Origin of the sequence: Janthinobacterium sp. SUN176 (assembly GCF_030587335.1) — a bacterium.
GTDB lineage: Bacteria > Pseudomonadota > Gammaproteobacteria > Burkholderiales > Burkholderiaceae_D > Janthinobacterium > Janthinobacterium kumbetense.
Map to the genome: position 1 here is coordinate 916314 of NZ_JAPWIA010000001.1, position 15384 is coordinate 931697.

The 15384-nt window shown below is 63.2% G+C and carries 21 protein-coding genes; 1 reads left to right on the forward strand and 20 read right to left on the reverse strand.

The genetic code is table 11. The features are described from left to right. Nucleotides 1-34: 34 nt before the first annotated feature. The 9 genes from O3299_RS04230 to flgB are packed head-to-tail and all read right to left on the reverse strand — an operon-like array spanning nucleotide 35 to nucleotide 6477. The gene (locus tag O3299_RS04230) at nucleotides 35-427 is read right to left on the reverse strand and encodes a flagellar biosynthesis protein FlgJ (protein WP_369811596.1); all 393 of its coding nucleotides are present in this window, start codon (nucleotides 425-427) and stop codon (nucleotides 35-37) included. Then, nucleotides 424-1536 carry a flagellar basal body P-ring protein FlgI gene (locus O3299_RS04235; RefSeq protein WP_305061586.1) on the reverse strand — a complete coding sequence of 371 codons (1113 nt, stop codon included), beginning with the start codon at nucleotides 1534-1536 and terminating at the stop codon, nucleotides 424-426. The genes O3299_RS04230 and O3299_RS04235 overlap by 4 nt, the downstream gene beginning before the upstream one ends. Nucleotides 1537-1545: 9 nt before the next feature. Beyond that, nucleotides 1546-2208, reverse strand: a complete 663-nt coding sequence (gene flgH / locus O3299_RS04240) for a flagellar basal body L-ring protein FlgH (RefSeq protein ID WP_180278556.1) — start codon at nucleotides 2206-2208, stop codon at nucleotides 1546-1548. A gap of 11 nt (nucleotides 2209-2219) precedes the next feature. Then, the gene (gene flgG, locus O3299_RS04245; RefSeq protein WP_171985002.1) at nucleotides 2220-3008 is read right to left on the reverse strand and encodes a flagellar basal-body rod protein FlgG; all 789 of its coding nucleotides are present in this window, start codon (nucleotides 3006-3008) and stop codon (nucleotides 2220-2222) included. Nucleotides 3009-3040: 32 nt separating this feature from the next. Beyond that, the gene (locus tag O3299_RS04250; RefSeq protein ID WP_099664392.1) at nucleotides 3041-3769 is read right to left on the reverse strand and encodes a flagellar basal body rod protein FlgF; all 729 of its coding nucleotides are present in this window, start codon (nucleotides 3767-3769) and stop codon (nucleotides 3041-3043) included. A 26-nt stretch (nucleotides 3770-3795) separates the two neighbouring features. Beyond that, nucleotides 3796-4974 carry a flagellar hook protein FlgE gene (locus O3299_RS04255; protein WP_099664391.1) on the reverse strand — a complete coding sequence of 393 codons (1179 nt, stop codon included), beginning with the start codon at nucleotides 4972-4974 and terminating at the stop codon, nucleotides 3796-3798. Nucleotides 4975-5032: 58 nt separating this feature from the next. Further along, on the reverse strand, nucleotides 5033-5686 hold the full coding sequence (locus O3299_RS04260) for a flagellar hook capping FlgD N-terminal domain-containing protein (protein WP_099664390.1): 654 nt from the start codon (nucleotides 5684-5686) through the stop codon (nucleotides 5033-5035). A gap of 3 nt (nucleotides 5687-5689) precedes the next feature. Then, complete coding sequence (flgC, locus tag O3299_RS04265) at nucleotides 5690-6106, reverse strand: flagellar basal body rod protein FlgC (protein WP_034757795.1); 417 nt, start codon at nucleotides 6104-6106, stop codon at nucleotides 5690-5692. Between the two features lie 8 nt (nucleotides 6107-6114). After that, nucleotides 6115-6477 carry a flagellar basal body rod protein FlgB gene (flgB, locus tag O3299_RS04270; protein WP_034758109.1) on the reverse strand — a complete coding sequence of 121 codons (363 nt, stop codon included), beginning with the start codon at nucleotides 6475-6477 and terminating at the stop codon, nucleotides 6115-6117. Nucleotides 6478-6731: 254 nt separating this feature from the next. On the opposite strand from flgB, the gene flgA reads away from it, so the two are divergent. Beyond that, complete coding sequence (gene flgA, locus O3299_RS04275) at nucleotides 6732-7379, forward strand: flagellar basal body P-ring formation chaperone FlgA (RefSeq protein ID WP_099664389.1); 648 nt, start codon at nucleotides 6732-6734, stop codon at nucleotides 7377-7379. Between the two features lie 5 nt (nucleotides 7380-7384). Here the strand turns inward: flgA and O3299_RS04280 are convergent, their stop codons facing one another. Genes O3299_RS04280 through fliD form a run of 11 tightly spaced genes read right to left on the reverse strand, consistent with a single transcriptional unit; the run spans nucleotide 7385 to nucleotide 15384 of the window. Further along, nucleotides 7385-8137 carry a glycoside hydrolase family 73 protein gene (locus O3299_RS04280; RefSeq protein ID WP_305061587.1) on the reverse strand — a complete coding sequence of 251 codons (753 nt, stop codon included), beginning with the start codon at nucleotides 8135-8137 and terminating at the stop codon, nucleotides 7385-7387. Then, a complete protein-coding gene (gene flgN, locus O3299_RS04285; RefSeq protein WP_289898373.1) occupies nucleotides 8124-8564 on the reverse strand; it encodes a flagellar export chaperone FlgN in 441 nt (146 codons plus the stop codon). The genes O3299_RS04280 and flgN overlap by 14 nt, the downstream gene beginning before the upstream one ends. Next, complete coding sequence (gene flgM / locus O3299_RS04290; RefSeq protein ID WP_034757812.1) at nucleotides 8561-8851, reverse strand: flagellar biosynthesis anti-sigma factor FlgM; 291 nt, start codon at nucleotides 8849-8851, stop codon at nucleotides 8561-8563. The genes flgN and flgM overlap by 4 nt, the downstream gene beginning before the upstream one ends. 16 nt (nucleotides 8852-8867) lie before the next feature. After that, nucleotides 8868-9929 (reverse strand): flagellar motor protein MotB, encoded by a 1062-nt coding sequence (locus O3299_RS04295; protein WP_305061588.1) that lies wholly within the window; start codon nucleotides 9927-9929, stop codon nucleotides 8868-8870. After that, nucleotides 9856-10770: a flagellar motor stator protein MotA gene (gene motA, locus O3299_RS04300; RefSeq protein ID WP_034757817.1), complete on the reverse strand. Its 915-nt coding sequence runs from the start codon at nucleotides 10768-10770 to the stop codon at nucleotides 9856-9858. Before motA ends, O3299_RS04295 begins: the two co-directional genes overlap by 74 nt. A 56-nt stretch (nucleotides 10771-10826) precedes the next feature. Next, nucleotides 10827-11570, reverse strand: coding sequence for a FliA/WhiG family RNA polymerase sigma factor (locus tag O3299_RS04305; protein WP_077403148.1), 744 nt, complete (start codon nucleotides 11568-11570; stop codon nucleotides 10827-10829). A gap of 33 nt (nucleotides 11571-11603) precedes the next feature. Beyond that, nucleotides 11604-12071 carry a flagellar basal body-associated FliL family protein gene (locus tag O3299_RS04310; RefSeq protein ID WP_251349230.1) on the reverse strand — a complete coding sequence of 156 codons (468 nt, stop codon included), beginning with the start codon at nucleotides 12069-12071 and terminating at the stop codon, nucleotides 11604-11606. 5 nt (nucleotides 12072-12076) lie between these two features. Beyond that, nucleotides 12077-13228, reverse strand: a complete 1152-nt coding sequence (locus O3299_RS04315) for a flagellar hook-length control protein FliK (RefSeq protein ID WP_099664386.1) — start codon at nucleotides 13226-13228, stop codon at nucleotides 12077-12079. After that, a complete protein-coding gene (locus tag O3299_RS04320; RefSeq protein WP_251349170.1) occupies nucleotides 13225-13503 on the reverse strand; it encodes a hypothetical protein in 279 nt (92 codons plus the stop codon). Before O3299_RS04320 ends, O3299_RS04315 begins: the two co-directional genes overlap by 4 nt. Nucleotides 13504-13534: 31 nt before the next feature. Beyond that, nucleotides 13535-13924 (reverse strand): flagellar export chaperone FliS, encoded by a 390-nt coding sequence (fliS, locus tag O3299_RS04325; RefSeq protein ID WP_070219791.1) that lies wholly within the window; start codon nucleotides 13922-13924, stop codon nucleotides 13535-13537. Nucleotides 13925-13974: 50 nt separating this feature from the next. Then, nucleotides 13975-15384 carry a flagellar filament capping protein FliD gene (fliD, locus tag O3299_RS04330; protein ID WP_099664384.1) on the reverse strand — a complete coding sequence of 470 codons (1410 nt, stop codon included), beginning with the start codon at nucleotides 15382-15384 and terminating at the stop codon, nucleotides 13975-13977.

Sequence of the window (15384 nt, forward strand, 5' to 3'; positions counted from 1 at the left end):
CATTGAATCGTTGTTACCTTGTACAGGCGACGCTTCAGACGGATTTATTAAGCGGTGCCGCAATATTGTCGGTATTGACAGTGCTTTTGGCGGCCACGGGGGCGCCGGCCGCCGGCAGCAGCTGGCGCAGGATGGCGTCGGCGATGCCGAAGGCGCGCTGGCCAGCCATCTTGTCGGCCACCAGGTTGTCGGCCATTTCCAGCATGTCGCTGTTGATGGGGTCCTTGAAGACGCTGTCTTCGCCCGCCATCTCGCGCGTGCCCGAACGCATCTGGCGCAGCATGTGCGAGATGAAGAACGCTTCGAACTTGACGGCCGCCTCGGTGGCCTTGGCCGCATAGCGCGGGTCGGCCGGCGTGGCGGCCGCAGGGGAGCGGTCGTCGAGCGCCGAGGGCAGGGCGCTGCTGCTGTCGTTGATATTGATCATATGACCACCAGTTCGCCTTCGATGGCGCCAGCCTGGTCGAGGGCTTGTAAAATTGCCATGATGTCATCGGGCGAGGCGCCCAGGCTGTTGACCACGTCGATGATCGATTGCAGCTTGGCGCCGGCCGGCCATTTGAACATATTGCCGTTGCCCTGGTCGACGGACACCTTCGATTGCGGCGTGACGGTGGTCTGGCCGCGGCCGAACGGCGCCGGCTGGCTGACGGCCGAGCTTTCGGAAATGACGACCTTGAGCGAGCCGTGCGTGACGGCGGCCGCCTTCACGCGCAAGCCTTCGGCGATGACGACGGTGCCCGTGCGCGAATTGAAGACCACTTTCGGCGTATCGACGCCGACGTCGACGCTCAAGGCTTCCAGCTTGGCCATGAAGGCCACGCGCTGGGTCGGGTTTTCCGGCGCCAGCACTTCCACGCTGGTGGCGTCGCGCGTGGTGGCGACGGCGCCAAAGCGGCGGTTGACGGCTTCGACGATATTGATGGCCGTCTCGAAATGCGGGTGGCGCAAGTTCAGGGTGACGGTTGGCTTGGTCGAGAAATCGCTGAGGATCTCGCGCTCGATGTTGGCGCCGTTGGGAATGCGGCCCGAGGTAGGCGTGTTGACGGTGACGGACGAGCCGCTCTTGCCGGTGGCGTTCAGGCCGCCGACGACGACGTTGCCTTGCGCCAGCGCATACGTTTCATTGTCGGCTGCGCGCAATTGCGTCAGCAGCAGGGTGCCGCCGCGCAAGCTTTTCGCATCGCCCAGGGACGAGACGGTGACGTCGATGGCCTGGCCACGGCGGTATCCTGGTGGAAACACGGCGCTGACCATGACGGTGGCGACGTTCTTGCTTTTCGCATCGGCGCCGTCCGGCATCTTCACGCCGAACTGCTTGAGCATGTTGACCACGGACTGGCTGGAAAACTTCACCTGGGTGGTGTCGCCGCTGCCGTTCAGGCCCACGACGAGGCCGTAGCCGACCAGCGGGTTGTCGCGCACGCCCTCGATACTGACCAGGTTGCGCAGCACTTGCGCGGCGCTGGCGGGCAGGGCAAAGCCGGAGAGCGCGGCCAGCATGGCTGCCAGGGGCAGGGCGGAACGAAATTTCATGAGGTCACCTTAAAACGGCATCCATGGGCCGACGAAGAAACGCGTCAGCCAGCCTGGTGTATTGGCTTCGGCCAGGGTGCCCTGGCCGGAATAGGCGATCTGTGCATTGGCGATGCGCAAGGACGAGACCTGGTTGCTGGAATCGATGTCGGCCGCGCGCAGGTAGCCGCGCAGGCGCACGAATTCCTCGCCCTGGTTCAGGGTCAGGGTTTTCTCGCCCTGTACGCGCAGCAAGCCGTTCGGCAGGACTTCCTGCACGATCACGGTGATGGCGCCGGACAGCGCATTTTGCTGCGTGCTGGTCGAGTCGCCGGCGAAGTTGCGGTCGGCCGACAGGTCGACGCCCGTCTTGGGGAGGGTCTTGCCGAGGATATTGGCCGCCTTCACGCCGACGGACGAGCCCTTGTTGAACGAGGTGCCCGCCTTCTTGCTGGCCTGCGTGGTTTCCTGCAGCGCCACCGTGACGACGTCGCCGACGCGGAAGGCGCGGCTGTCCGAGATCAGGTCCAGGCTTGCGTCGGGATTGAACACGCCGCCGGCCACGCCGCCGCGCGCAGCGCTGCGCGGCGCCACGGGCAGCGGCGTATCGGAAAAGCTCGGTGCCACCGGCGCGGCCGGCTGGCTGGCGCAACCGGCCATCAATACCAGCAGCATGGCTGCCGTGGCTTTCATGGCGACTGTCATCAGCGTGCCGCTTGCGCCAGGTATTGCAGCATATTGTCGGCGGCCGACAGCACCTTGGTGTTCATTTCATAGGTGCGCTGGGCAGCGATCATGTCGACCATCTCTTCGACCACCTGCACGTTCGAGCCTTCCAGCGCGAACTGCTTCAGCTTGCCCAGGGCGCCTTCGCCGGGACGGCCTTCCGTCGGCGTGCCGCTCGATGCCGTTTCCTGGAACAGGTTTTCACCGAGTGCCAGGAGGCCCGTCGGGTTGACGAAGCTGGAGAGGTTCAGCTGGCCCAGCTGGGTGCCGTTGACATTGCCCGGCACGGTGGCCGTGACCATGCCGTTTTCGCCGATGGTGATGGCCGTGGCGTTGTTCGGCACGGTGATCTGCGGCACCAGGGGCAAGCCCTGGGCGTTGACCATCACGCCGTTTTCATTGATGCCCAGCTGGCCGGCGCGCGTGTAGGCCGCTTCGCCGTTCGGGCGCAGCACTTGCAGGAAGCCGTTGCCGGTGATGGCGACGTCGAATTCGCGGCTCGTCGTTTGCAGGCTGCCGGTGGTAAACACCTTTTGCGTGCCGACCATGTGCGTGCCGTTACCCAGCTGTACGCCCGAAGGCGAGAGGGTGTTGTCGGCGCGCTGCGTGCCCGGCTGCTGCTCGACCTGGTAAAACAGGTCTTCGAAGACGACGCGGTCGCGCTTGAAACCGACGGTGTTGACGTTGGCCAGGTTATTCGCGATGGCTTGCAGTTTGGCATCTTGTGCCTGCACGCCGGTCTTGCTGATCCACATTGCTGGATTCATGTGTTGCTCCTAGTAATTGATTGGCGTGGGGCTCAAGCGCCCAGCAGGCGGTTGCCCGATTCCGTCATGGAATCGCTGGCCTTGAATACTTTCATCTGCATCTCGAAACTGCGGTTCAGGCTCATGGTGGCGACCATTTCCTCGACGGCCGAGACGTTGCTGCCTTCCAGGTGGCGGTCGCGGATGCGTACCGCCGGATCGGCCTGCAAGTCTTCGCCGCTGCGCGCCACGATCAGGCCCGCCTCGTTCTTGGTCAGCTCGCCCGCTTCGGCGTTGACCAGCTTGAGCTTGTCGACCGTCTGCATTTGCGCGGTGCCCGGCACCTGGATGGAAATCGTGCCATCGCTGCCGATCGACAGGCTGGTGTGCTCGGGAATCGTGATCGGGCCGCCTTCGCCCAGCACGGGCCGGCCATTGATGGTCAGCGCGCCCGTTTCATCGAGATCCATGGCGCCGGCGCGCGTGTAGGCTTCGCCGTTTTGCCACTGCACCGCAAGAAAGCCGGGGCCCGTGACGGCCACGTCGAGTTCGCGTCCCGTTTCCTTGATGGCGCCCGTGCGCGTGCCGACGGCGCTCGACTGCGTCTGCGTCATGTGGCGGTCGTCGTAGCCATAGCCGTTTTGCAACGGCTGGGCAGTGGACACTTCCAGGTTGGCGCGAAAGCCGCCCGTCTCGATGTTGGCCAGGTTGTTGGCGTGTACCTGCTGTGCCCGCAGGGCACGGTCGGCCCCGCTCATGGCGGTATAAATCAGCGCATCCATTGCTCTTTACCTTTGCGTATCGTGGATTACAGCGCTTGCATCAGCGATTGCAGCATGGCGTTCTCGGTCGAGATGACCTTCGAGTTCGCCTGGTAGTTACGCTGCGACGTCATCAGGCCCACCAGTTCGGAGGTGATGTCGACGTTCGACTGTTCCAGCGAGCTCGTCGTCAGTTTGCCGGCCATGCCGACGCCCGGACGGTCATACATGGCGGTGCCGGACGTGGTCGAGGCGACCCAGCTGGTATCGTTGACGGCCGTCAATGCGCCTTCGTCGGGGAAGGTGGCCAGGGCGATCACGCCGATGCTTTGCTTCTGGCCGTTCGTGTATTTCGCCACGACGGAGCCGTCATCGGCCAGTTCCACGCCCGTGTAGGTGCCCGAGGCATAGCCGTCGGCACGGTCGGTCGAGGTGGTCGCTTCGCCGGCGAACTGGGTGGTGCCCGTGTAGTCGATGGCGATCGACAGCGGCGCGGCGCCTGTCGGCGTGCCCAGCGCCAGGTTGACCGGCGCGGTCAGGTTCAGCTTGCCGGAGGTATTGAAGGTCATGCTCGTCACCGTCCCCAGATCGGCGTTGTCGAGGGTGTAGTGCACGTCCACGCCCGTTGCCGTCTTGACGAAGTACTGGCCCACCGAGTGCTTGGCGCCCAGCGAATCGTAGACGATCGAGGACTTGGCGCTGTTGTAGCTCAATTCATTGGTCTTGTCGAAAGCCGGGGTCTTGATGGTCCATTCGGACGACATGTTGGCGGCATACGCCAGCTTGGTCGACGCCACGGCGGGAATCTGGCCCGTCGGAATGTTCATGTCGCCCATGGTGCCCAGGGTGGTGCTGCCCTTGACGGCGGCATAACCCTGCACCAGGCGGCCGTTCGAATCGATCAGCTTGCCTTCATTGCTGGCCGAAAAGATGCCGACGCGGCTGTAGGTCATGGTGTTTTGCGCATCGCGCGTGACGAAGTAGCCGCGGCCATCGATGGCCGCGTCGAGCGCGCGGCCCGTGTTCAGCACGCCGCCATTGAGCGACATGCTTTGCGTGATCGAGCCCACTTCCGTGCCCGTGGCGCGCGAACCGGCGTACATGGCCGAAAAGTTGGCGCGGCTGCTCTTGAAACCGTAGGTGCCGGCATTGGCGATATTGTTACTGGTGCTGTTCAACTGTTGGTTGATGGACTGGATACCGGACAGGGCGATGTCGAAACTCATGTTGACTTCCTTTAGTGAAGGACGAGATTAGTGTGCAGGAAACGAAGGGGCGAGCGGATCAGGCCGTCTTGCCGTTAAAGCCGGTGATCGCGCCAGGGTTGACTTCGCCCAGGTTCGACACGCTCAAAATCATGCTGCCGCTGGACGACAGGCGCACGCTGTTGAGCTTGCCTGCAATGTCGACCGTTGGTTTTTCGGCGCCGCTGGTGCTGACCGTCATGCTGTAGGTGCCGGCAGGCAAGCCCAAGGCCACGGGATCGATGGTGAACGGCACCGTGCCGGGCGCTTTGGCGCCCAGTTCGATCTTGTATTCCTTGTCGTCCAGCCCTTTCAGGGTCACGGTGGTCTTGGTGGTGCTGGCGGCCAGCGCGATGGTGCCGCTGACCTTGCTCTTGTCGAGCTGGACCGTTTCGGTGTTGACCATGACTTCCGAGCCCACTTGCGCGCCCAGGGCCAGCACTTGCATCGATTGCAGCACGCTGGCATTGGCGCTGGTCAGCGCCGACAGGTTTTGCATCGCTTCCGTCTGCGCCTGCTGCGTCAATTGATTGACGAACTGGCTCGGATCGGTCGGCGCGAGGGGATCCTGGTTCTTGATCTGCGCGACCAGCAACTTGGTGAACATATCCTGGGTGGCATTGCTTTGCGACTTGACGGCATTGCTGTTGCTATTGCTGCCGCTGGTGTTATTTGTAAAGAGGTTGGTTTCCATGGATTATGCTTCACCTAATTTGAGGAGCGATTGCTGCATCGACTTGATGCGGCCCAGAACTTCGACATTTGTTTCAAACGCGCGCGACGCCGACATCATGTCGGTCATCTCGGCAACCTGATTGACGTTGGGATAGAACACCATGCCATCGGCATTGGCCATCGGGTGGCCCGGTTCATAGACCTTGCGCAGCGGCTCATCGCTTTGCACCACGTCGAGTACCTGTACTCTTCCACCGGCGCCGCTGGCGCCCGGGCCGTCCATCACGGCCGCAAACACGGGCTTGCGCGCGCGGTAGGTTTCGCCTTCGGAACCGGCAACGGAATCGGCATTGGCCAGGTTGCTGGCGATGGTATTGAGGCGCACGGTTTGCGCCGCCATCGCCGAACCGGCGATCTTGGAAATGTCCTGGAAGCTCATGCTGATCCTTATTGTCCGGAAATGGCCTTGGACAGACCCTTCAGTTTCATGTTGACGAAAGTGAGGCTGGTCTGGAAGTCGGTGGCATTCTGCGAGAACGCCGCCTGCTCGACGCCGATTTCGACGGTGTTGCCGTCGCGGCTGGGGTGGTAGGGGACGCGGTACAGGGCGCTGGCATCGTCATCGGTCGACAGCAGGCCCGCCTCGTTGTCCTGCAACTGCTGCAGGGCGCTGCCGAAATCCATGTCCATGGCCTGGAAGCCGGGCGTGTTTTCATTGGCGATGTTGGCGGCCAGTACGCGTGTACGGTCGGCACGCAGCGCGAGTGCATCGGCGTGCACGCCCAGCGCATCCTTGAAATTAATCCCCATGGTCATCCTTTGTGTTGAATTCGATCGTGCTTTTTGCGGTTCGGGCCAGAAAATAGGTGGTGCAGAGGTAAAATCCCAGCCTGGTCATGTTGACGCATGGTAAGGTCATGCCGCTTCAGTATCTTTGATTAAGGTTAGCAATGATTTACTCTGAGAACTATTCCGTGATGTGGAACAAGGCGCAATGTCGTCACATACTGCTGCCAAGCCTATTTTTACTGACCAGCCTATATAGTAGTGCAGGATGCGCAGAATTGCCAGCCGACAATATATTTTCGCGTGTGGAACAATTGGCGCGCGAGCAATTGGTGCAGCAAGCAGCCTCGGCGGGACTGCTGGAACCGCAGTTTCAAGTGGCCGTGGTCAAAAGCACGCGCCCCGTGCCGGCGTGCGCGGCGCCCGTCGCGCTGGAAACGGCGGACAGCCGTTCGGCGCAGCGCATGCGCTTCGTGGCAGTGTGTCCTGGAAGCAACGGTTGGCGCTATGAAATGCTGGCGCGCGGCAGCATTACGGCCCAGGTCGCGGTGACGAGCGCCCCAGTGACGGCGAATACGCCGTTGCAGGCGGGCGACGTGACCCTGGCGCGGCGCGATGTGACGATGGTGCCGGACAGTATTTCCTCCTTGCCCGGCGCCGTTGGCCTGTCGAGCCGGCGCAGCTTGCGTGCCGGCGAAGTGCTGCGGCAAGGGCAACTGGCGTCGCCCGTGTTGATCAAGCGGGGCAGTGCGGTGAATATCGTGGCCCGCAAGGAGCAGGTGGAAGTGAGCATGGCCGGCGAAGCGCTGGATCCGGGCGCGCTGGGCGAGGTGATTCGCGTGCGCAACGCCACCAGCGGCACGGTGATACGTGCCAGGGTGGTCGATGCGGGCGTGGTGGAACCGGCCGAACTTCCCGGCCGTTAAGGAAACTACTCGGCGGCGGCCGTGCGCTGCAAACGCGTCGCCAGCTGGGTCAGCTTGGCGGCATAGTTGGGGTCGGTGGCATAGCCGCCGCGCGCGAGGCCTTGCGCGAAAGCGCCCGCGTCGCTACCCGTGTTCAGGGCGGCGCGGTAGCGGGGATTGTCGAGCAATACTTGCGCATAGTCGCGGAAGGCGCTGGCCTGGTCCGGATAACTGCGGAAACGTTCCGTTTTCTTCAGGGCCGTGCCGCTGCCCGCCTCGTATTCGGTGGTGACATTGCTGGCCACGTCGCCTTGCCATTTGCCGCCGGCCTTGATGCCGAACAGATTATTTGTGTCCGCGCCCGTGCCCTGGCGCAGCGGACGCTGGCCCCAGCCCGATTCCAGCGCCGCGTGGGCGGCGACGATTTCCGGCGCCACGCCCAGGCGCGCGCCCGTTTCCTGCGTCCATGGCTTGATCGAGGCGAGGAATTGCTGCTGCGTTTCGCCGATCTCGCCACCCTGGTTGATGCTGCCCAGCACATTGACGGGCTGGCTCTGTTCCAGGTAGGCGCGGCCTTGCGGGTTCAGGCTGGTGGCGTTGCCGCCGCCCTGTTCGATGAAGCGGGCCACTTCGCCCTGTACTTGCCGGAATACGCTGCTGAAGCTGCTGGCGGCTGCCGTGGCAGGGGTTGCGTGCATATTGCTTTGCACGGCATTCGTCGCCATCGTCGACGGCGTGGCGGCCATGGCGCGCATCTGTGAAAAATCAGCCTGGCGCATACGTATCTTCCTCGCCATGCAGCACGCGCTGCATGATGCTGTACTGCTCTGTTAATAAATCGCTGTTGCGGGCATTCAGGCGCTTGCATTCGAGCACCATCTGCTCGAGCGCAGCCCAGTCGCGCTCGGCGGTGACGCGCGCGTCATCTTGCAATAACGCAAACAATTGCGGCATATCGCCTTGCGGACCCAGCAGGGCAGTGACGAGGCTGACCCGCTGGCGGCGGCGCGCATCGAGGGGCTCGACGGCGGCGATGACCTGGTCGGCCAGTGCCGTCAATTGCGCGCTCTGATGGTGCAAGGTCGCCTGGAATTGCTCCTCCAGCACGGTTTGCAGGGCGGCATAGCCGATGCTGTCGTCTTTCATGCCTTGCAGCACGCGGCGCATGGCTTCCTGGCGCGTGATGCCCTTGCGCGGCGCGGTCACGATTCGCCGCCGTGGAAACGCTGGATCAAGCCTGCCAGTTTCGACGGATCGAACGGCAATTCGCCCTTGGCCAGCGCATCGCGCAGCATGGCCACGCGCTCATGGTCGATTTCGGGCATGGCGCGCAGGGCGGCCATGGCCGGTTGCAGCACGGCCGATTGCAGTTCCGCCCCGGCCGACGAGCCGCCCATGGCGCCGGCGGCGCCCGCGTTCTCGGCGATCGCCTCGGCCGGCGCGACGGCGCTGCTGCGTACGGCAGCACCGGTATTGCCGGAGGAGATTTTCATACGTTGTCCCTTGCCCTTAATTTGCATGCTCATCCCGCTCCTTCTTTGCGGGCAAGCCCAGTTTCTCGCGCAGGCGCTGCAAGGTGCCCGAGTCCGGTTCGCCCACTTGCAATTCTTCGCCCTGCGGCTTTTGTCCGGCCATGCCGAACATGGCGGCGATGCTGTCAGCCTGGCCACGCGTCAATATTAACAGTTCGATGCGGCGGTTGATGCCGGCGCTGGCGTTTTTTACGTCCAGCGGCGCGCGGTCGGCCATGCCCACCACTTGCAGCACGCTGTCCGGACTCATGCTGCCGATCAACAATTGCGCGCGCGCCGACATGGCGCGGTTGGCCGACAGGGTCCAGTTCGAAAAGCCTTCATAGCCGGTATTGGCGTATTGCATCGAGTCGGTGTGGCCGACGATCAGCATCTGGTTATCCATTTGCGCAAACACGGGGCCCATCTGGCGCAGCAGCTTGCGGAAACGGTCGGTCGGCACGGCGCTGCCGCGCACGAACATGCCTTGCTTGTCCGTGTCGTGCAGCATGACGCGCAAGCCGTACGGCGTGATCACGGATTGCAAATTGCTTTTCAATCCCGCTTCATCGCTGAGCTTATCGAGCGCGCGCGACAGGCTCAGCAGGTCTTCCGGCGACTGGTAGCTGACCTTGGTCTGGTTGGGCGGCGCGGCGCCAGCCTTGCCGTCCTGCATCTGCTTGCCTTCCGTGCGCGTGTCGCCCGTGCCCTTGCGGGGCATGGGGAAGCGCTCGATCAGGCTGCCGCGCGGGCCGCCTTTCTGTTCCGGCATGACGCCCTGGCCTTCGCCCTGGCGGCTGCCTGCCGACGCATCCATCATGATTTCCTTCATCGCCTGCTGCTCGCGCGCGGCCATCAGCCACAGCACGAGGAACAGCGACAGCAGGGCCAGGCAAAAGTCGGCGAACGCTACTTTCCAGGCGCCGCCATGGCCATCGTCGTCGTGCTTGCGGCCGGCACGCTTGATGATGGCCTGTTCATGTTTCTCATGCGGCTTTAGCACGGCGGCCTCCCCGGCCTTGGCCTTGCTCTTGTTCGGCGCCGCCATCTTCCAGCGCATTGATCCAGCTTTCCAGCTGGGCGAAGCTAGGCTTGATGTTCAGCTGCACCAGGCGGCGGCCCGCATCGATGGCCAGCAGGGGCGGTTTGCCCGCCACGTGCGTGACCAGCACGACCTTCACGCATTCCATGGTCGAGCCTTCCTCGCCCACCAGCTGTTTCATCATGTTGCACATCGGATCGAGCACACCGTAGCAGAAGAAGATGCCGATGAAGGTACCGACCATGGCGGCGCCCACTTTTTCCGAGATTTCCGCCGCATCGGCGCCGTCGGCCACGGAATTCATGGCCATCACGATGCCCAGAACGGCGGCCAGGATACCGAAACCGGGCATGGCTTCGGCGATCTTGTGCAAGGATTTCGACGGTTGCAGCAATTCGTCGTGGATGGCTTCCAGTTCCTGCTCCAGCACGCCTTCCAGCTCATGCGCGTTGATCTTGCCCATCGCCATCAAACGGAAGTTGTCGACGATGAAGGCCAGCAGCTTCGGCTCTTCCAGCACCAGCGGATAGCGCTGGAACAGGGCGCTTTCGCGCGGCGCCTCGACGTGGGCGTCGAGCGCCTTCAGGCCGCCGGCGGCCGTTTGCAGCAGTTCATACATCAGCAGCAGCAACTGGCGCTGGAATTCCGAGCCTTGCTTCTTGTGCGTGACGATCTTGCGCATCTGGTGCAGCATTTCACCGAGTACATGCTTGGGGTTGCCCAGCACCAGGGCGCCGACGGCGGCGCCGATGATGATGATCAACTCGACCGGTTGCCAGATCGCGTGGACGGTGCCGCCCATCAGGGCGAAGCCTCCGAATACACACCCCATCACGATTAAGATACCGATAATTACCATGTCAACTGCCTTTCTGCGTCATTGTGCTGCGTCAATTTGATGGATAGTGCTGAAACTTATGCGTCTTGCAGCATGGTTTTCATCTTGCCCAGCGCCGTCTTGTTCAACTGGCAGACGCGGGCGTCGCTCAGGTCTAGCACGGCGGCAATTTCTTTATAGCTCAGTTCGAATTCGTAATACATCTGGATCACGCGCTGTTCCCGTTCGTCCAGCGTGCGCAGCGCCTGTTCCAGGCTGCGCCGCACCATCAATTGCTCTTCCGGGCTCGGTGCGCTGTCGGCTTGCCCCAGGCTTTCCTGCAGCACTTCATCAAAACTGGCGATCAGCTCGGCGTTTTCCGCCAGCTGGTACTCCTGGAAGGCTTCCGGCGTCAGCTTCAGGGCCGCCATGATTTCCGCTTCCAGCGGCTCGCGCCCCAGGCGCCGGGTCAGGGCGCGCACGCTGTCGCGCAGGCGGTGGCTTTCCTGGCGCACGGCGCGCGGACGCCAGTCCTGGCGCCGCAATTCATCGAGGATGGCGCCGCGGATGCGCAGGCTGGCATAGCTGCCGAACGACTGGTCCGGCACGCCGTAGCGGCGCAAGGCTTCGAGCAAGCCCATCAGGCCGATCTGTTCCATGTCGTCGCGGTCGATGGCGCCCGACACCTGCGAATTGAGCTGGCGCACGATGCGTTTCACCAAAGGGGAGTACGCCACCAGATGTTGTTGTTCTTCGGCAACACTGAGCACTGCCGCGCAAGCGCTGGCGGCGGCATATTCGCCGGCGCCATACGCTTCCTGGTATTGCTCTACATAGGCCAAGGGATCTCCCACTAGGTCGGCTGGCGTGTTGGCTTATTCAATGATCAGCTTGCCGACCATGACTTCGGTGAACGGTTTTTCCATCTGTTCGCGTTCATAGCTGACATTGAAGGCCTTGTTGATCTGTTCGGCAAATTGCTCCACCGTCATCGTCTGTGCCTTGTCCATCGGGAAACTCGACAGGGTGCTGACGGCGATCGAACGCATCAGCGGCAAGTGGTCCTTGGTCAGCTTTTCCTTTTCCTCGGTGGTGGCGATCACCAGGTCGGCCGACAGGTAATGCGTTTCGCCTTCGCCGGGGCCGCGGCGCAGCATCACGATGACCTTGTCCAGCGTGAGGAACTTGCGCGCCTTCTTGCCTGTGGCCGGCGGCGGGGTTTTGGCTTCGGCCACCTCGGCATGGCCGGCAACCGGCTTGGCCAGGTACCACATGGCGCCGCCAGCGGCGCCGGCGGCCAGCACGGCCACGGCGACAAAGCCGCCTATCAGTTTCATTTTCATATTCATCAGGCAGTCTCTCGCTCATGCATGGCGTAAGTGGTACCGGCAGGGCTGCCGTCGGACAGGGCGCGTCCCGGTTCCGCGTCGTCGTTCTGGCGGCCCGGTTGACGCTGGCCGCGCGCATCGCCTTCGGCAAACGCCTGGGCGGCAGGGCTGCGCGGGGTGGCGCTGATATTCACGGCCACCTCGGTGTACTGGCGCTGCGCCAGGTCGCTGCGCATGTTTTCGCCGATGCCTTGCAACTGGCGCAACACTTCCGAGTTCGACGCCGTGACGTTCACCTGCAGCGCGCCAGCCGTGTGGCGGATGGAAATTTCAATGCGGCCCAGCATGGGCGGGTCGAGGCGGATCGTCGCGTGTTCGCTGTTGCGGCCGATCTGCGTCTGCAGGCGTTCGCCGAGCGCTTCGCGCAGCGGTTCCTGCCATTGCTGGGCAGGGCCGTTGAGCTTGATGGTATCGCCGGACGGGGCCGCCGTGGCCGTATTGCCGACCGCGCCCGTCAAACCCAGGTTGGGCGTGGCGGGGGCCGGCGTCGCGGCGCCGCGTTCGCCCTCGCGCGCGGCAGGGGCGGCGGCGGCCGTCACCGGAGCGCCCTGTTGCAGCAGCGCTTCGAACGGCTGTGCCGGCGCGCTGCCCTTGGCGGCAGTCGCCGGGTTGGCGGCGGCCAGCGGTTCGCGCGTGTCGCGCCCTGGCGCTGGCGCCATTGCCGGCGCGGACGCGGTGAGGGTGACGGCTGCGGGATGCAGGCTGATGTTGAGTGCAGGGTTGGCTTGCGCCGCATTCGCCTGCACCGGTGTCTGTGTTTGTGTCTGGGCTGCGGCGCGCGCCTCGGCTGCGGCCGCGTCCGTTGGCGGCAGCATCGTCACCGGCAAGCCGATGACGGGGGCGGCCATGGCCGGCAGGCTGCTGTCGGCCTGGGTGTCGCTGTCGCCGTCCTTGGCGGGTGCAGGCGCGGGCGTGCCGGCGTCGGCCGTTTCCACGGCGGTCACATCGAGCACCTGCGCAAACAGGGGCAGGGCGGAGGGCGCCGTTGCGGTGCTGCCATAGCCTGGCGTGCCGGGCAAGGCAGCGGTCTGTGCCGGCGCTGGCGCCGGTGCGGATGCAGCGGAGGCCGCCGGTGCCGGAGCGGCCGGCGCCGTGTTGAAGTTCATGATCATGCTTGATTCCCGTCCGAGTCGTATTCGCCGAGCGCGGCGTAGGCGACCCAACCTTCCTTATTTGCCTGTAATGCACCCAGGTGTAACCCCAGGCGTTCTTTTTCCTCAGAGCAAATTTTAACCGCTTGCGCGTGAATTTTGCGCAATTGCAACAATTCTGTTTGTTCCAGCGCATTCCATGCGCCCCGTTCAGCCAGCAGCGGGATGTTTTTCGCCAGGCTGGCCGAGAGTTTTTCCATCGCCTCCCAGTCCGGCTGCGCGATGGCCGCGCTCAATTGCCGGCTCAGCTGCTGCAGCGCGGCGCGCCTAGGCATTGTTGGCCTGGACGCCCACCCAGCCGCGCTTGATGGTGGTCATCAAGGTTGTCACTTCATCGATCAGGGTCGGGTCGAGCTTGATGCCGGCCGTGTACAGGCGCGCCACGCAATAGTCGTACAGGCGCGCCAGGTTGACGACCACTTCGCCGCCATTGTCGAAATCGAGCGAGCTCGACAGACCGTTGATGATCTGCGTGCATTTATCCAGGCTGATGGCCTTTTGTTCGTAGCGCTTGCCCACGATATGCCCGCGCGCGCGCGCCAGTTCTTCCAGCAGGCCGTCCGTCAGCACCAGTACCAGTTCGACCGGTGTTGCGCGGGCGGTCTGGGCATCCAGGTTGACGGCGTGGTAGTTGCCGTAAGCTTCATTGTTTAACATGATTGTATTCTCGCTATGTTAACTGTGGCGGCGCGGCAGGCGCATCCGCCTTAGGATTTATTGTTGCTAAACATGGCATCGAACATATCGGACGTCTTGCTCATTTGCTCCTGCAATACTTGCAGACGCGTAAATTGATCGAGGAAGCGTTTGTATGCCGTGTCATATTGGGCCGTGAGGCGCTCGCCGCTCTTGACCAGGCTTTTCTGCAGCTTGTCCGTGGCGGCCTGGCGCTGGGTGATCTGGCCCTTGGTGACATTGCTCCACTGGCCCAGTACCTTGTCCAGGCTGCCGAGCACGCCGGCCGGGGCGGACAGGCTGTTGTTGCCAAAAAGTTTGTCCAGGCCCGTCGGGTTGTCGGCCAGCTTGGCCGTCAGCTTGGCGGCGTTGAGGCTGATGGTGCCGTCGCGCTGGGCCGTAATGCCGTAGGACACGAGCGAGACGCCATTGATGTTCAGGCGCAGGGCGTCGCCCATGCTGCTGCGCAAGGCATTCAGACCGGAATCATGGGCGAAGATGCCCGCGGCGATGTTCTTTTCCGGATTGCCGGGGCTTGCCAGGCCATCCATCAGGGTTTTCAGCTTGTTGTAGGCATCGACGAACGCTTGCACGTTGGCGGCGGTGCCGGAGTTGTCGGTGGCGACGGTCAGCGTGACGGGCGCTTCGGCGGCACTCATGGCGCGGGTGAACGTGATTTTCACATCCTGCACGTTGGTGAATGTATTCGATGCCTGCGTGATGGCCGTGCCGCCGGGTTTGCCGCCCAGCCAGACGATGGCGTCGTCAGCCTTGACGACTTCCTTGATGTTGGCTGGAGCGATCAGCGCGCCTTTCAGCGCGATATTGTCGACAGCGCTGGCGTCGAGCGTGGCGGCGTTGGCAATGCCCGTCGCATTCGACGTCAGTACCAGTTGCGCCTGGTTATTGATGGTCACGATGGAGGCGGTGACGCGCGAATTGTTCTTGCTGTTGCCGTTGATGGCGGCAGCGATTTCCTGCGGTGTCAGTGTGCCGTTGCCATCCTTGTCGGCGGCGGCCAGGTCGATGTTGAGCGTGTTGTCGCCCACGCCATCGCCGATTTTCACTTTCAGCGTACCCGTGCCATCGGCGGTATTGACGTTGCTCAAGCCGCCATACGACATCTGGCTGGCCGTGGCCAGTTTTTCAACAAAAAAGGAATAGGTGCCCGGCGTCGCATTGATGCCGGCCGTGGCCGTGCCGTAACCGGCGGCGGGGAAGGTGGCGGACTGGCTCAGCACCGATTTGCTGCTGGTCATGGACGACATGGCGCTCTGGAAGGCGGAGATGGCCGACTTCAGGTTGCCCAGCGCCGTGCTGGTGTTGCTGGCCAGCGTGTTCTGTGCCTGCAGGGCGGCCTTTTGCGCGGCGATAGCCTTGGTAGCCAGTTTTTCGGCCGTTGGGATCGGATCGTATTGCGGTGCAGTAATTACGCTTGCCAT

Excerpts from the sequence above, each read along its gene's own strand:
- O3299_RS04230 (WP_369811596.1), bottom strand. The coding sequence starts at position 427 with ATGATCAATATCAACGACAGCAGCAGCGCCCTGCCCTCGGCGCTCGAC.
- O3299_RS04235 (WP_305061586.1), bottom strand. The coding sequence starts at position 1,536 with ATGAAATTTCGTTCCGCCCTGCCCCTGGCAGCCATGCTGGCCGCGCTC.
- flgH (WP_180278556.1), bottom strand. The coding sequence starts at position 2,208 with ATGAAAGCCACGGCAGCCATGCTGCTGGTATTGATGGCCGGTTGCGCC.
- flgG (WP_171985002.1), bottom strand. The coding sequence starts at position 3,008 with ATGAATCCAGCAATGTGGATCAGCAAGACCGGCGTGCAGGCACAAGAT.
- O3299_RS04250 (WP_099664392.1), bottom strand. The coding sequence starts at position 3,769 with ATGGATGCGCTGATTTATACCGCCATGAGCGGGGCCGACCGTGCCCTG.
- O3299_RS04255 (WP_099664391.1), bottom strand. The coding sequence starts at position 4,974 with ATGAGTTTCGACATCGCCCTGTCCGGTATCCAGTCCATCAACCAACAG.
- O3299_RS04260 (WP_099664390.1), bottom strand. The coding sequence starts at position 5,686 with ATGGAAACCAACCTCTTTACAAATAACACCAGCGGCAGCAATAGCAAC.
- flgC (WP_034757795.1), bottom strand. The coding sequence starts at position 6,106 with ATGAGCTTCCAGGACATTTCCAAGATCGCCGGTTCGGCGATGGCGGCG.
- flgB (WP_034758109.1), bottom strand. The coding sequence starts at position 6,477 with ATGGGGATTAATTTCAAGGATGCGCTGGGCGTGCACGCCGATGCACTC.
- O3299_RS04280 (WP_305061587.1), bottom strand. The coding sequence starts at position 8,137 with ATGCGCCAGGCTGATTTTTCACAGATGCGCGCCATGGCCGCCACGCCG.
- flgM (WP_034757812.1), bottom strand. The coding sequence starts at position 8,851 with ATGAAAATCTCCTCCGGCAATACCGGTGCTGCCGTACGCAGCAGCGCC.
- O3299_RS04295 (WP_305061588.1), bottom strand. The coding sequence starts at position 9,929 with ATGCGCTGGAAGATGGCGGCGCCGAACAAGAGCAAGGCCAAGGCCGGG.
- motA (WP_034757817.1), bottom strand. The coding sequence starts at position 10,770 with ATGGTAATTATCGGTATCTTAATCGTGATGGGGTGTGTATTCGGAGGC.
- O3299_RS04310 (WP_251349230.1), bottom strand. The coding sequence starts at position 12,071 with ATGAAAATGAAACTGATAGGCGGCTTTGTCGCCGTGGCCGTGCTGGCC.
- O3299_RS04315 (WP_099664386.1), bottom strand. The coding sequence starts at position 13,228 with ATGATCATGAACTTCAACACGGCGCCGGCCGCTCCGGCACCGGCGGCC.
- fliS (WP_070219791.1), bottom strand. The coding sequence starts at position 13,924 with ATGTTAAACAATGAAGCTTACGGCAACTACCACGCCGTCAACCTGGAT.
- fliD (WP_099664384.1), bottom strand. The coding sequence starts at position 15,384 with ATGGCAAGCGTAATTACTGCACCGCAATACGATCCGATCCCAACGGCC.